Source organism: Nocardia aegles (genome assembly GCF_052545135.1).
In genome coordinates, this window is the sequence record NZ_JBQWRI010000002.1 from 532,999 (window position 1) to 547,189 (window position 14,191).

A 14,191-nucleotide genomic window follows, 5' to 3' on the forward strand; every position below is an offset into this window, starting at 1 on the left:
GAAATCGGCCGGACGTCACGCCGGCTTGGTTTGCCATTATGAAGTTATAAAGTGGGACGACACCGCGACTATCCGACCAGCGCGGGTCTTATCCGATATCCGACAGCACGTGCCGTCGCCACGGTGTGATCGTTGTCGCGCGAACGTCTCGACCGCGTACGCTCGGCGGGTGCGGCGCATCGGCGGGTCATCCGGCACACCGGCCTCGGGCCCGATCGGCGCATCTCGATTCGGTCCGAAACCGCTGTGGGCCGGTCGCGCTGAGACTCGCACCGGGCGCTGTCGTGGCGCGTGGTAGTCGACGACGCGTCGGTTCGCTTGTCGCGGTACAGGTTGCGGTCGAGCGTCCCGCGCCGCCTCGGCCGCGGAGGCGGGACCACAGCCGTTCAGCACGCGACACAGCAGTAGAGGTCGAATTGACCAATACCAACCAATCGCAGTGGCAGCGCGCCTGCCAATCCTGGCGCCGGACCCATTCTTGGACTAAAGTCCCCTACAGCCCTATTGGTTCACAATGGTTAGATTGGTTTGAACATGCGATTAGTCACCTTCGCTCACGCAGACGGAGCCCGGGTCGGTGTCCTCGACGCCGGCACCGGGTTCGTGCACGACGTGACGGGCATCCTGCCGCCCGGTACCGCGGTTGTCGACCTGATCGAAAACTGGGCCGACCTCGGCCCGACCGTGGCGGCCGGAGTCGCGGATCTGCCGGGGGTTCCGCTCGAATCGGTGCGCCTGCTCGCGCCGATCCCCGTGCCTCGCCGGAACATCTTCTGTGTCGGGAAGAACTATCGCGAACATGTCGTGGAATTCGGCAAGAGTGGCTACGACACCCCTTCCCGTTCGGTGGACGTGCCGGATAAGCCGATCATGTTCTCGAAGGCGACCACGGCGGTGACCGGGCCTTACGACGACGTCGAGTCGCACCCCGGCGTGGCGCACGAGATCGACTACGAAGGTGAGCTGGCCGTCATCATCGGCCCGGGCGGCCGCGGGATCAGCCGCGAGCGAGCGTACGAACACGTGTGGGGATATACGATCATCAACGATGTCACCGCACGCGACCTGCAGCGCGACCACAAGCAGTGGTTGCTCGGCAAGTCACTCGACACCCATTGCCCCATGGGGCCCGCCGTGGTGACCGCCGATGAGATTTCCGACGTGCGCGAGCTCGAGTTGGAGACGAAGGTCAACGGCGAAGTGCGCCAGAGTGCCGTCGTCAAGGACCTGATCTTCGACATTCCCGAACTCATCGCGACTGTGTCAGCGGGCATTCGACTGCTCCCGGGCGACATCATCGCCACCGGCACGCCGGCCGGGGTGGGGATCGGCTTCGATCCGCCTCGGTTCCTCCACAGCGGTGATGTCGTCGAGATCACGATCACGCAGCTCGGCACTATCCGCAATCGAATCGTCTGAATGGAGTGACACAGATGTCTGTCAACGCACGGGCAGTTTCTGCCGACCGGGCAACCGGGCCGGACGACGGCGTACCTGGTGGCCTCCGGCGCCCGTCGCGCGAAATCTCCTTGGGCGCATGGCGGTTCGCATGAGTACCGGCGTCGAAGTCTCGGAGCTTGTGGTCGGTGAGCTTCGGGCCCATGTCGCACGCCCGAGTTCAGGTGGGAAATCGGGCATGCTCCTGCTCCCGAACGCTTTCGGGATCGCCCAGCAGATACGCGCGCTGGCCCACGACATCGCCGAGGCAGGCATGACAGCCGTCGTGTGGGATATGTGGCACGGACCCAGCACCGACGATACGCCGATCGAGTCCCTGATCGCCAAGATGGGAGAGCTCGACGACGACTCCTGCCTCGACGAGATCCGGCGGCTTGTCGACCACATGCTCGATGCGCTCGGCCTCGAACAGGTCGGCGTGATCGGCTGGTGTGTGGGCGGTCGATTCGCCCTGCTGGCCGGTGGCCGGGACGACCGCCTCGCGAACGTGGTCGCCTACCACCCGACCGTGCTGATTCCCCCGCCCGCCAATCACACGCTCGACGCGGCCGAGGTCGTCGCATCCGCGACTTCGCCGGTCATGATGCTGTATCCCAAGGCTGATGAACACGTCGCCTGGGAGAGCTACGCCCGGCTGCGCGATGCGCTCGAGTCGCGCGAGACCGGCGCGACCATCGCGCACGTGTATCCAGGGGCCGGGCACGGATTCGCGGTGCATGGTTTGGAGGGGAAACCCGTGAACGCGGCCGCCTTCGCCCTCTCCTGGCCGCAGGTCCTGGCCTTCTGCCAGAACACGACTCGCGCGTAGGGCTCCGTGGTTACAGTCATGGCCTGTCGGAGCACTTTTCAGCACTCCGACAGGCCATGACGATCATCGCTGCGCGGTAGCGCGCTTACGGAGCTACCGCCTCCCGCAGGTACGACGCGGACGACTCGGGGTCCGTGAACCACAGATAGAAGTCACGAGGTTCGTCGAACGCATTGACGAACCGCCGCGCGACACGAGGACTGGCTCCCGCGGCTCCCAGAATCTGCAACACGTGCGGCGGCGGAGGGACGAGGAAGGCATTGGTCCACTCGGTGACGTACTTGCCGTAGTCCCAGAACCGGTTGAACGTGCTGGTCTTGAACTCGTCGTCGAACGGCCGGTCGCCGTGCTCGAGAATGCTGGCCAGATACGACGCCGCACTCTTGCTCGCGTTGTTCGCACCCTGCCCGGTGATCGGGTCGTTCAGGACGATGACGTCCGCCAGGCCCAGCACGGTGGCACCGGACGGCAGCACACCGATCGGCTTACGAATAACCGGGGTGAATCCGCCGGCGAGCACACCGAGATCGTCGGTGAGTTCCGCGTCGCGGATACGCTCCGCTTCCCACGGCAAGAACTCGTTCAAGATTTTCCGGATGCCCTCCAGATGCTCCCGCGGATCCGTTACGCCCTTGAACACATCCATCGGACCACCCGGCAGGGCGGACAGGACCGCGATGTGGCACGGCCCTGTCGTCGTCAGTGCCGGCGGCACGAAGTACTCGCCGACGCCCGGAACGATGTTGTAGGTGAAGGTCGAGTTCGAGTAGGGATCCGGCGGCGCCACATCTTTGAGGTAGGCCAACGACAGAATTCGCTGCGGGGTATCGAAGGCCGACCGCGCCTCATCCCGTTCGAACAGCTCGGCGATAGCACCCTTGCCCGCGGCGATCACGACGAGATCGGAGGACCTGGCGTATTCCTCCAGGTCATCGATCGCCGCGTCGCGGATCTCGAGCTGTCCACCCCGAGCGGTGAACTCCTCCATCCAGCGCGGCATCTTGACCCGCTGATCGATCGACTGTGCCGGCAGATCGAGCCGCGACGTCCAGGAGATCGCCTTGCCGCCCTGCCCATCGGGCACCGTCACGGCGATGCCCTCCATGGACGGTGCGTCTTTCCAGAAATCGAGCCCGAGCGCTTTTTCCCGCGCCCGTCCCGCCCCGAAGATCACCTGGCTGGAGGTGACCCGGCCGTTCGCGATCTGCTCGGCGCTACGATTCGACACGAGCCGGACATCGTAACCGGCATCCAGCAACCCGATCCCGAGCTGCAAGCCGGCTTGGCCGGCACCGACGATTGTAATAGTGCGCATAGAAATATCCTTCGCTCAGTCGCGCTCGCCGCTCACGCGGTCGCCGCGGCCTCTTGCAGGTATGCCGCCGTCGCATCTGCGTCCGTGAACGTCAGGCAGAAGTCACGAGGCTCATCGAATCCGTTGACGAACCGCCGCGCCACCCGGGGGTTGGTCGATGCGGCTCCCAGGGCATCGAGGAGATGCGGCGGAGGGGGAAGCAGGAAGAAATCGGTCATCGCGGTCGGGTACCTGGCGTAGTCCCAGTACCGCTCGAACGTGGTTGTCTTGAACTCGTCGTCGAACGGCCGGTCGCCGTGCTCCAGAATGCTTGCCAGGTAGGACATCGCGCACTTGCTCGCGTTGTTCGCGCCCTGTCCGGTGATCGGGTCGTTCAGGACCACGACATCCGCCAGGCCCAGCACCGTGGCACCGGACGGCAGGAGGCCGATCGGCTTACGAACGGTGGACGCGAACGCTCCGGCCAGCACGCCGAGATCATCGGTGAGTTCCGCGTCGCGGGTGCGCTCCGCCTCCCACGGCAGGAATTCGTTCAAGATCTTCTGCACGCGGTCCAGATGATCCTGCGGGTCGGTGACGCCCATGAACACATCCATCGGCCCACCCGGGACGGCTTCCATGGCCATGATGTGACAGGGCCCCGAGGTCGTGATGCCGGGGAACGCGAAGTACTCCCCGATACCGGGAACGATGCCGTACGAGATCACCGTGTACCCGTCGGTGGGGAGCATGCCGTTCAGATAGGTCGCCGATACCGAACGCTGCGGGGTATCGAATGTCGACCGCACCGCGTCCCGTTCGAACATCTTGGCGATATCGCCCTTGCCCGCGGCGACCATGACGAGATCGGAGGACCTGGCGTATTCCTCGAGGTCATCGATCGTCGCCTCGCGAACCTCGAGATGCCCGCCCCGCGTGGTGAACTCCTCGATCCAGCGCGGCATCTTCACCCGCTGATCGATCGACTGCGCGGGCAGATCCAGACGCGACTGGTAGCGAGTCGCCAGACCACCCTGCAGGTCCGAGACGTTCACGGCGATGCCATCGATATCCGGCGCGTCGTTCCAGAAGTCCAGACCGAGCGAGGCCTCGCGAGCGCGCGCGCCCCCGAAAATGCACTGGCTCGAAGTGATGCGCCCGTTTCCGATTTCCTCGGCCGTGCGATTCGAGACGATCCGAACGTCGTAACCGGCGTCCACCAGCCCGATTCCGAGCTGCAGGCCGGCCTGGCCTGCGCCGACAATGGTTATTGTGCGCATATTCGATCCTTTTCGAGGTATCGTGGTCGCTGAAAAAGCCGATCCAGGCATCTCCGCGATCCGAGATTTATGTGGCCGCCGCCACGGGAATGATCGCGGGCCGTGCGGCGCTGACGAGACTTCGGGCCCATCTGGAGCGCCTGATCCCGACAGCGCGGCCGTCCCACATGCGACCGTCGCCGGAGGCGAGATTCCCGCGTACGACGGCCTTGGTCCGTTACTGTTTACCGGTCTTGATGACCTTCTCGAAGAACGGCGCCGGCGCAACCGTCGCGCGGATCTCCCGCACCTCGTGCTGCTCGACGATGGGGCGCGTGGAGTTCGGCTCACCCCACAGCAGGGTCACCTCGGTGCCCGGCTCACTGTGCTCGATGCCGACCACTGCGTTGGAAATGTAGGAACGTGCGTTCGCCGAGTAGGAGCCCTGCATCGACAGACCGGTGTGAACGTCTCCCTTCAGTACTTGGTCGGCGACAAAGGTGGCGTAGGTCGTGTGGGGCGTGTTGATGTAGCGAGCGGGCTTGTCGCCGAAGAGCGCGGCACGCTGGACAGCGAGGACGTCGTCCTCGTTCCACACCAGGGTCACCTTCTTGCGCCGCTGGTCCTTCGACTTTTCGAGCAATGCGTCACGCCCGACGAAGTCGCCGTTGAAATCGATGTGAGCGGCGTAGCCCAGTTCGATCGGATCGACGTAGTAGTCGCGAATGTCCTCGGACTGGTAGCTGCCACCCAGCGAGCCGGTGGATTCCAGATGATAGCCGGTCAGCCACTCGCGGTACGGCTTCATGTTCTCACTGTGATAGATCGCAGGCACCGGGACCGGAATCCAACCGGACTCCTGAGCCGTGGGCCCGTAGGCGTTCTCGCCGACCAGGCGCAGACCGTACTTCTCGCCGGTCTGGATCAGGGCCTCACGGACGGCATCCTGATCGTTCCACGCACCGTAGATCTCGAATCCGGGTGTACCGGCCATTCCGTGCCGCAGCGCACGGACCGTCTTCCCCGCGATCTGGAACTCGCCGATGTAGAAGAACTTGATCTCGGGCAGTTTGTCGTTCGTCACTTCACGCAGCAGCGGGAGCGCGTTGGGCCCCTGAATCTGGATCCGGAAAACTTCCCGGGGGCCCTGATGGACCATCCAGTTGTGGTGGACTGCCGCATCCACGTCGAGAGACGTTCCTTCGGAGTTGAACTGCAGCCAGTCGCACACGATGGGGGCGCCTACGACGCGGAAGAATTCTTCCTCCTCGTGGAAGACGATGCCGTCGGCAATGTGATAGCCGTCGTGGTCGGGCAAAACGATCTGCTTCGCACGCTTCACCTGGAACGGATCGAGTTTGTTGGCGGCGAACTGCGAGAGGAAGGGGATGACCTCACTACCGTGCAAATGCAACTCGGTCATATGGTACGACAGCTCGAGGAGCGCCACACTCTCCTTCCATGCGCGCTGCTCGTCGCGCCAGTTCGTAAATTCCGGAGGGATTCCAGGAAAGACATATGGACCCATTCGGTTGCCGCGGAGCAGCTTTACGGGACTGCCTGCCTTCTGAATGAGATCCTCGAGATTCGTCCCGGTACTCGCCTCGGGCGCGTCCATGGCTGTTGTGCCCAGAATCGTCACAGTGCGTCCTTCATTTTTGGAGTGTCGCCCCTTGTATCAGCTCTTCACCGTGTAACCAAGAGACGTCATAGACTGGGTGGCGGCTGCGACGCTACGGAACAAATGTGATTCGCGACTATCCTCCGAACGCGCCCGTTGTCCCATTTGCGCGTCGCATACCGCCCGGACGGTAGCGGTATGCCGGAAACGGGAGCAGCGCCGGCAGTTGGGGCGCGCGATCGGGACAAGCGCCGCGCTCGAGGGATAGCCGGCCGGCCTATCGGTTCAGTAACGTCGCGACTGCCACCCGGGTAAGGACGAGGACGCCTTCCATGGTCGACACGACACCACACGAGCCGACCCGAGGGCCGAGCGGTGGTGGCTACCGACAACGAGTACCAGAGTGAGCCGCTGGCGGGCGTTCACGGTCGCTCCTGGTGACGCCCGCCTCGGCTCCGCACGGCTTCAGCCGCGCCGAGGCCAGGCCTGACCGAAGGAGCTGTGAACCCAGCGATGATTCAGCGCTTCGACCGGCACAGCCACCACGATTTCCGACTGACCGAGGGCGGTACGCCGCGCGTTCCGGAGGGTCTGACTTCCCAGCAGCGGCACAGTCGCTGCCTGATCATGGGAATCGTGAATGTGACCCCGGATTCGTTCTCCGACGGCGGTCGCTACCTCGACAGGTCGCGCGCGGTCAGCCACGCGCTGGCGCTCGCCGAATCGGGCGCCGACATCATCGACGTCGGCGGTGAGTCGACCAGGCCCGGGGCATCGCGAGTCTCCGCGGATGACGAATTGCGTCGTGTCCTGCCTGTGGTTCGTGAACTCGTCCGCGCGGGATTGACAGTCAGCGTGGATACCACGCGCTCGGTCGTCGCCGAGGCGGCACTGACAGCGGGCGCCCGGCTGGTCAACGATGTCAGCGGCGGCCTGGCCGATCCCGCCATGGCGCGGTTGGTCGCTCACAGCGGCCTGCCCTACGTCGTAATGCATTGGCGCGCTCCGAGCCGCGACATGCAACGCCACGCCAACTATCACGACGTCGTGACCGAGGTGATCACAGAGCTCCAGCACAGGGTCGATTCGCTGATCGCCCAGGGGGTCCGGCCGAGTCAGATCGTGCTCGACCCAGGGTTGGGCTTCGCCAAACGCCCCGAACACGATTGGGCGCTACTTTCCCGGTTGGGTGAACTCACTTCTCTCGGCTTCCCGGTGCTCGTCGGGGCGTCCAGGAAGTCCTTTCTCGGCAGCTTGTTGACCACCGACCCAGGTCCGGCTGTGCCGCCGGCATCTCGCGACGCGGCCTCAACGGCGGTAGCGGCCCTCGCAGCCGCCAACGGAGCCAGTTGTGTGCGTGTCCATGATGCGCGCAGCAGCCTGGATGCGGTGCTCGTTGCCGACGCCTGGCGCCGGGGTGGCGTACCCGATCGAGCCGCCCTCCTGTGCGACACGGAGCCGAGCGCCATGGTTCGATAGTTCTCGCCCAGGGAAAATGAACATGGATGTACTGTTCCCTCTTTATCTCACGCTCATCGGCGTCTATGCCGCTGGGCTCATCCTGACGCGTCCTCGGGCACGGTACCGTCGGATGGTGCCTGATGTCCGCACCGAGAGCGCAGCAGACCCCGGCCCAGTCGAGATGCATCCCGCAGCAGCGATACTCCCGGATGATGAGGCACCCCGTGTTGTGGGCGTACCAACGATGCGGAGCCGACAACGACGATCCGCATCGACGCTACCCGGGAACGTTACCGCCCCGTGCCGGCCCCTACCCGAGGGTAGGAGCCGGGCTTACCGGGGCGCGGCGTCACGCCCAGGTGTGGCGAGCTCGGTCAGCGACGCATCCGGCGCGCCAGCGACGGTGACGGAGAGTCAGTTGCGTACCAGCAGGACGATGCCGCCTGCGACCACGGCCAACACGATCGCGGCGACGCCGTAGACGAGCCGATGATTGCGCACAACGGGCAGGTAGTGGTCGACAGCGATACGGCCCGGTCCGGCGAGCGCGAGAGAGGCGGCACCCAGGGCGAGGATCGCTTCGTATTCGAAACCCTTGGGAGCGAAGAAGGAACCGGTGCCGTGGACCACGAGGGCGTTGATCATGGTGCCCAGGACGGCGGCTGCCGCCAGCGGGGTGAGCAGGCCGACGGCCAGGCCGAGGCCTCCCAGGGTCTCGCTGAGACCGGCGATCACCGCCATGGCGTCACCCGCCGGATAGCCGCTGGCGGTGAAGAATTTGCCGGTACCGGAGATTCCGTAGCCACCGAACCAGCCGAACAGCTTCTGGGTGCCGTGCGCGGCGAGGGTCAGGCCGATGACAAGGCGCAGCACCAGAAGGCCGGTGTCGTAGCCGAGTTCGCTGGAATCTTTGATCGACGGGGCCGTCGCGGCCGCGGTGGTCGTGCTCATGGAATCTCCTTGTGGGGGGATGGTCGCTTCAACCGATTTGGATGGAGCGTTTGGCCAAGCCGTGCCAGAAACCGTCGATGACGGCTCGCTGGGTGGCGAGGTCGGCTTCGCCCGCACCGAGAGTGACGAACAGTGGGGCGAAGTGTTCGGTGCGGGGATGGGCAAGATGCGCCGCGGGCGCTTTGCTCTCGAAGTCGAGCAGGGCGTCGATATCCGCAGCTGCCAGCGCGGCGCGGCCCCAGTCGTCGAATTCGGTCATGACCGGGTGGACCGCGCCGGCGTCGTTGAATACCCGAAGGTTGTGGGTGAAGAATCCGCTGCCGACGATCAGCACACCCTCCTCGCGCAGCGGCGCAAGTCTGCGGCCCAGAGACATCAGCTCACGGGGATCCAGGGTGGGCAACGACATCTGGAGCACCGGGACGTCCGCATCCGGGTACATCTCCACGAGCGGCACATACACACCGTGGTCCAGCCCGCGGTCGGGCACGTCCTGGACGGGAAGTCCCGGTCTGCGCAGCAGCTTGCGGACCTTCTCGGCCAGTTCGGGCGCACCCGGCGCGGGATAGCGCACGTCGTAATAGTGCTGTGGAAAGCCCCAGAAGTCGTACACCAGCGGAACCGTCGCGGTCGCCCCGAGCGCCAACGGCGCGTCCTCCCAGTGCGCTGAAATCATCAGCACCGCTTCAGGTTTCGCCAGTTTCGCCGACCAGTTCGCCAGCTGCCCCGGCCAGATCGGGTCATCGGCCAGCGGGGGTGCGCCGTGCGACAGATACAGCACGGGCATCCGAGACACTTGCTCCGTAGTCATCACACCTCCTTCTGTTCAAATTTGAACCAGTACGGTGAGCATACCTTTTTATTCAAATTCGAACAAGACGTGGGATGAACGATGAGGAAAGCGCGCCTGGAATGCGCTGCCGTCCGGCTGGGCGCCGCGCGAACGCGAGATCGTAGGACAGCTCAGATGTGACGCCGGACGGTCTCACACGCAATACGAGGTGCAGATCCGGCTGGCCGACGCCCCCACGACGTAGTCCGGATGACTGAGCTCGCCGACTCGCCGATCAACTCCAAGAGCCGATTGGGCTGGCCGCGATACGGGCGCTGGAGCTGCCCAGAGACTGGACGCCGACGCCCGGTGACAAGCTGGTCGATGCCCGGCGGGCGCGGGCGGCACGTACATGCCCGTCAGATCTGGCGTCATCCTTGAGCAGCATGGTCGAACGCTCGGCCGTAGATTTCGTCGATGATCGGGTTCTTGGCCAGGTTGTAGTCGGCCGGGGTGTCGGCGGTCTGCGCGGCGAGGTCGCCTTTGGCGGTCGCGTAGAGGTCCCGGTCGCTGGGGTGGCTGCGTAGCCAGTCCCGAAAAACCAGATGTCGAATGTGCTCGGCCGCGTTCGGGCTGAACACGTGCAGGTTCACCGCCGGGTCGGTGTGGGTGAGCATACGGTGCTGGTGCCAGGAGGGCTCCCGCAAAACCAAGCGGAATCCGGCTCGTTCCAGGTCAGGGACGTAGGCGGCCTCGTCGGCGGAGTCGGCCACGATGAGGTCGATGTCGATGATCGGTTTGGCGGCCAGGCCTGGGACTGCGGTACTGCCGACATGCTCGATTGTGATCTTTTGACCGGCCAGCGCTCGCCGGATCGCTTCCGCCTGCTCATCGAACATTCGTGGCCAGCATGGGTCGTAAGGGACGACAACGATGGGTTCAATCGTGGGGGACCCCCTCGACCCAGGCGGCGGCCATCTGTCGTGGGGTACTGCGCAGCCGTTGAGTGATCTCGGGCGGAAACGGCACTGCGGATACACCTCCTGGTACCGGACGGCAGGTCTATGAACGTACCTCGGCGGTGGCAATGTCAGCCGGCTCAACCGAGTTCGCAAACTTTTGAGACAGAACAGCCCCTGTGAGCCCTAAACCGACTCTCGTCCCTGACCGCCGATAAGTGAACCTTATCGGCGGTCAGGTCCTGGGATTCAGGCATACAAACCTCCACAAGGTTTCGTTTCGTAGCATTTGTTGTGACGAAACGAAATAGCTACGTATTTTACGAAAAACTAGGTACCCCTCCACGCCGTCACAGACCACCCTCGCAATCCGAATCGACGTAGAAGGGCGGCACTGAGGACACACCCGCGGAAGCGACCGGCCGGAAGGTGCCGCAGAAACGACGAGCCGAGTGATGGGCGCGGAGAGGCCGTCGTATCGGGGTGGCGCGGCCGTGAGAGACACCCGCGCTGCGTCGCCGAGTCGGCAGCGCGTGGAGCGGGCGGCGCGGAGCTCGGGACTTGATCGCAATGAGCCTCAGCAGTAGCGGCGAGTTGACCCGAGCCAGGACTGCGCCCCGAAACGTCACTGTGACGCTGCCGATTCCGTGCACGAGTGCGGTTCGAGCGGCACTGGCGCGGCCGTTTACCTCTCGACCGAGCGTGCCGTCTCGGTGCCGTAGGCTGGCTTCCTGCGCCGAATGCCTGGCGCGAACAGTCCGTCACCGATTAGGAACGCGGGAGCCCGACTCATGGACGATCGATCCAGTGTGGTCGCGGTTCCGGAAACGGTGCGCACCGAGTTGCGCCGGGGGGTGCGCAGCGTGCTGGTCGATGCGGCGGCACTGCGGCTGGTGCGGGACCGTTTCGACGACGACCAAGCCGGATCGCTGCGCCGGTATCTCGAAGCGTCGCAGTCGGCGAACACTCTGCGCGCCTACCGGGCCGATTGGGTGGCGTGGTCGGCGTGGTGCGCCACCGAGGGCCGTCAAGCATTGCCTGCCGACGCGCTGGACGTGGCCGTCTATCTCGCCGCGGCCGCCGACGCGCGCCACGACGACGGCACATGGGCGTTCACTCCGGCGACTGTGGAACGCAAGTCGGCCGCCATCGCCGCGGTGCACGCGGCCAACGGCCTGGCGTCACCGACTCGATCGGATGTAGTGCGTCTGACGTTGCGCGGAATCCGCCGCACCCGGCGGACACAACCCAAACGCAAACGCCCCGTCCTGCTGCACACCCTCGATCAACTGCTGGGTGGGCTCCCCGAACCGGGGTGGCCCACCGAACCCGCCCGGCGCCGGGATGCGCTCGCACTGCTCATCGGTTTCGCGGGTGCCCTGCGCCGCAGCGAACTGGCCGGTCTGCGCATCGGGGACGTCGAGGTGGGCCTCGACCACACGACCGGCGAACCGATCCTGTTGATCCGGCTGCCCGCGACGAAGACCGACCCCACCGGCGCGGCCGAACAGCGCGTGGCTCTCCCCCGCGGCCGCCGCCCCGCAACCTGCCCGGTATGCGCCTTCGCCGACTGGCTGCGTCTACGCGAAACCCACGCCACCGCAGGAACTTCCGGTGTCCGGACCTGGCTCGCCGAGCTTCCGGCGAGATCGGCCGATATCCACCGTTGCCACGGCTTCACCGGCACCACACTCACCGATGCGGACCTGCCTCTGTTCCCCACCGTCAATCGGCACGGCGGAATCGGCGATCGGGCCATGTCCGGGCGGGCGGTCGCGGAACTGGTCAAGCGCTATGCCGCCCGCGCCGGGCTCGACCCCGACATGTTCTCCGGCCATTCGCTGCGTGCCGGATTCGCCACCCAGGCCGCGCTCGGCGGCGCCAGCGACCGCGAGATCATGCGTCAGGGCCGCTGGACCAACCCGCGCACCGTCCACGGCTACATCCGCACCGCCAACCCCCTGGAAGACAACGCGGTCACCAAGCTCGGATTGTGAGTTCAGAGCTAGGATGAATCGCGTTGAATGCAGCACTGCACACTCTCGCGACGCAGGTCGAGAGCAATTCGCATGTCGCTGCGAAAATCGCACCCTACCTGAATGAATCCAGCGTTCCGCGAACAAGACGCAACAATGTTGCCCTTGATGCAACACCGTGGAGATGGTTGAGCTACCAGCTGCGGCGCACATGGTGCCGGCCGATGGGTCGTGCACCTGGACTCCGAACGCGCGGTATTCGATGCGATGCAGTTCGGTTGGCAGCGCTGGCAGCGGACGCGGTTCCTCGAGGACGCCACGATCCCGCTCCGGCTCGCCCTCTTCTCGAGCTCACGGCCGCATTGCGTGCTCGTGACGTAACCTCGGTGGAACTGACCAACGACGCGACCCATGTGTCGAATCAGACCAGTGCATCGGCGTCGGTGCCCCGGGCCGGCCCGCCAGGCCCGGGTACTCCGAGTTCATGAGGCCACTCTGGTAACGACACCGGCGAGCCCTCTTGTGCCAGTGCCGCTATGTCACCAGTCGGTCCGGCCGAGTGCACACCTAAAGTTTGCTGTCGATATGCTGTTCGGGTGCCTTTAGTGCCGGCGCCGATGCTGGCCGTCTCCGGACGGCCACCGCGGGAGCGTGGCCGGTGGGCGTTGGAGATGAAGTGGGACGGCATTCGTGCCGTCGCGCTGTGCCGGGCGGGGGAATGCCGACTCCACAGTCGTGGGAATCGGGATATCAGCGGCTCGTTTCCCGAGCTCACCGCGGCTCTCAACGAGCTGGGCGAGGGCGGTGAGATGATCCTCGACGGGGAGATCGTGGCACCGGATCCGACGACGGGCGCGCCGTCGTTCCCTCGCCTGCAGCGGCGGATGCATGTCGTCTCCCCCAGCACGGAATTGCTGCGCGAATTCCCGGCACAGTATCTGGCGTTCGATTTGCTGGCCGTGAGCGGTGCGTCCATCATGAATCTGCCCTACACCGAGCGTCGGGAGCGTTTGGCGGAACTGGCGCTGGATCGGCCTCTGGTCCGTACCCCGCCGTTCTACCGCGACGTCGACGCCGACACGCTGCTCGACATCGCTCGCGCACATGGTTTGGAGGGAATCGTCGCCAAGCGGCTCGATTCGGCCTACTATCCCGGGCGGCGCTCTCCGTTGTGGATCAAGACGCCGCTGCGCAAGACGGCCGAGGTCGTTGTCGCGGGTTGGTTGCCCGGCACCGGCCGATTCTCCGCGACGTTCGGCTCGCTGGCGCTCGGCGCGTACAACGACGACGACCAACTGGTGCACGTGGGCAATGTCGGCACCGGCTGGACCATGCACGACCGTCGGTCGCTGCAACGTCGCCTGAACGAGCTGTCCCGTCCGGACCCGCCCTTCGATGTCCCTGCGCCGCGCGCGGTCGCGGCATCAGCCCACTGGGTCGAGCCGGTCCTGGTCGGCGACATCGAATATCGCGAAGTCACCTCCGACGGTCTGCGCCACCCCAGCTGGCGCGGCTTGCGCCCCGACAAGTCTCCCCATGACGCGAAACTGCCTCCCACACAGTGACTCCCTGCATCCAAATTGGGATGTGTCTGTCCTCGAATTCCAGGGGATGGATCGCGGGCATCGACAT

11 protein-coding genes are annotated in these 14,191 nt (G+C 65.2%); 5 read left to right on the plus strand and 6 right to left on the minus strand.

Features of this window, described 5'->3' with window-relative positions; translation table 11 throughout:
- Nucleotides 1-534: 534 nt before the first annotated feature.
- Nucleotides 535-1,419, plus strand: a complete 885-nt coding sequence (locus ACT89H_RS07730; protein WP_445107822.1) for a fumarylacetoacetate hydrolase family protein — start codon at nucleotides 535-537, stop codon at nucleotides 1,417-1,419.
- A gap of 130 nt (nucleotides 1,420-1,549) precedes the next feature.
- Complete coding sequence (locus ACT89H_RS07735) at nucleotides 1,550-2,266, plus strand: dienelactone hydrolase family protein (protein ID WP_445107823.1); 717 nt, start codon at nucleotides 1,550-1,552, stop codon at nucleotides 2,264-2,266.
- A gap of 85 nt (nucleotides 2,267-2,351) precedes the next feature.
- Here the strand turns inward: ACT89H_RS07735 and ACT89H_RS07740 are convergent, their stop codons facing one another.
- From ACT89H_RS07740 to ACT89H_RS07750, 3 genes are all read right to left on the minus strand, one after another.
- On the minus strand, nucleotides 2,352-3,581 hold the full coding sequence (locus ACT89H_RS07740; protein ID WP_445107824.1) for a styrene monooxygenase/indole monooxygenase family protein: 1,230 nt from the start codon (nucleotides 3,579-3,581) through the stop codon (nucleotides 2,352-2,354).
- A gap of 32 nt (nucleotides 3,582-3,613) precedes the next feature.
- The gene (locus tag ACT89H_RS07745; protein ID WP_445107825.1) at nucleotides 3,614-4,840 is read right to left on the minus strand and encodes a styrene monooxygenase/indole monooxygenase family protein; all 1,227 of its coding nucleotides are present in this window, start codon (nucleotides 4,838-4,840) and stop codon (nucleotides 3,614-3,616) included.
- A 217-nt stretch (nucleotides 4,841-5,057) separates the two neighbouring features.
- A complete protein-coding gene (locus ACT89H_RS07750; protein ID WP_445107826.1) occupies nucleotides 5,058-6,437 on the minus strand; it encodes a hypothetical protein in 1,380 nt (459 codons plus the stop codon).
- Nucleotides 6,438-7,067: 630 nt separating this feature from the next.
- Here ACT89H_RS07750 and folP point away from each other — a divergent pair.
- Nucleotides 7,068-7,919, plus strand: a complete 852-nt coding sequence (gene folP / locus ACT89H_RS07755; protein ID WP_445108249.1) for a dihydropteroate synthase — start codon at nucleotides 7,068-7,070, stop codon at nucleotides 7,917-7,919.
- A 396-nt stretch (nucleotides 7,920-8,315) separates the two neighbouring features.
- Here folP and ACT89H_RS07760 read toward each other — a convergent pair whose 3' ends face one another.
- The 3 genes from ACT89H_RS07760 to ACT89H_RS07770 all read right to left on the minus strand — a co-directional run bounded on the left by ACT89H_RS07760 (nucleotide 8,316) and on the right by ACT89H_RS07770 (nucleotide 10,523).
- Entirely contained in the window at nucleotides 8,316-8,852 is a 537-nt protein-coding gene (locus ACT89H_RS07760) for a DoxX family protein (protein ID WP_445107827.1), read from the minus strand.
- Between the two features lie 28 nt (nucleotides 8,853-8,880).
- Nucleotides 8,881-9,663, minus strand: coding sequence for a dioxygenase family protein (locus ACT89H_RS07765; RefSeq protein WP_445107828.1), 783 nt, complete (start codon nucleotides 9,661-9,663; stop codon nucleotides 8,881-8,883).
- 392 nt (nucleotides 9,664-10,055) lie between these two features.
- Entirely contained in the window at nucleotides 10,056-10,523 is a 468-nt protein-coding gene (locus ACT89H_RS07770; protein ID WP_445107829.1) for a GrpB family protein, read from the minus strand.
- A gap of 851 nt (nucleotides 10,524-11,374) precedes the next feature.
- Between ACT89H_RS07770 and ACT89H_RS07775 the strand changes: the two genes are divergently transcribed.
- Nucleotides 11,375-12,580 carry a site-specific integrase gene (locus tag ACT89H_RS07775; RefSeq protein ID WP_445107830.1) on the plus strand — a complete coding sequence of 402 codons (1,206 nt, stop codon included), beginning with the start codon at nucleotides 11,375-11,377 and terminating at the stop codon, nucleotides 12,578-12,580.
- A gap of 596 nt (nucleotides 12,581-13,176) precedes the next feature.
- Nucleotides 13,177-14,124 carry a non-homologous end-joining DNA ligase gene (ligD, locus tag ACT89H_RS07780; RefSeq protein ID WP_445108250.1) on the plus strand — a complete coding sequence of 316 codons (948 nt, stop codon included), beginning with the start codon at nucleotides 13,177-13,179 and terminating at the stop codon, nucleotides 14,122-14,124.
- The last annotated feature ends 67 nt before the right edge of the window (nucleotides 14,125-14,191 follow it).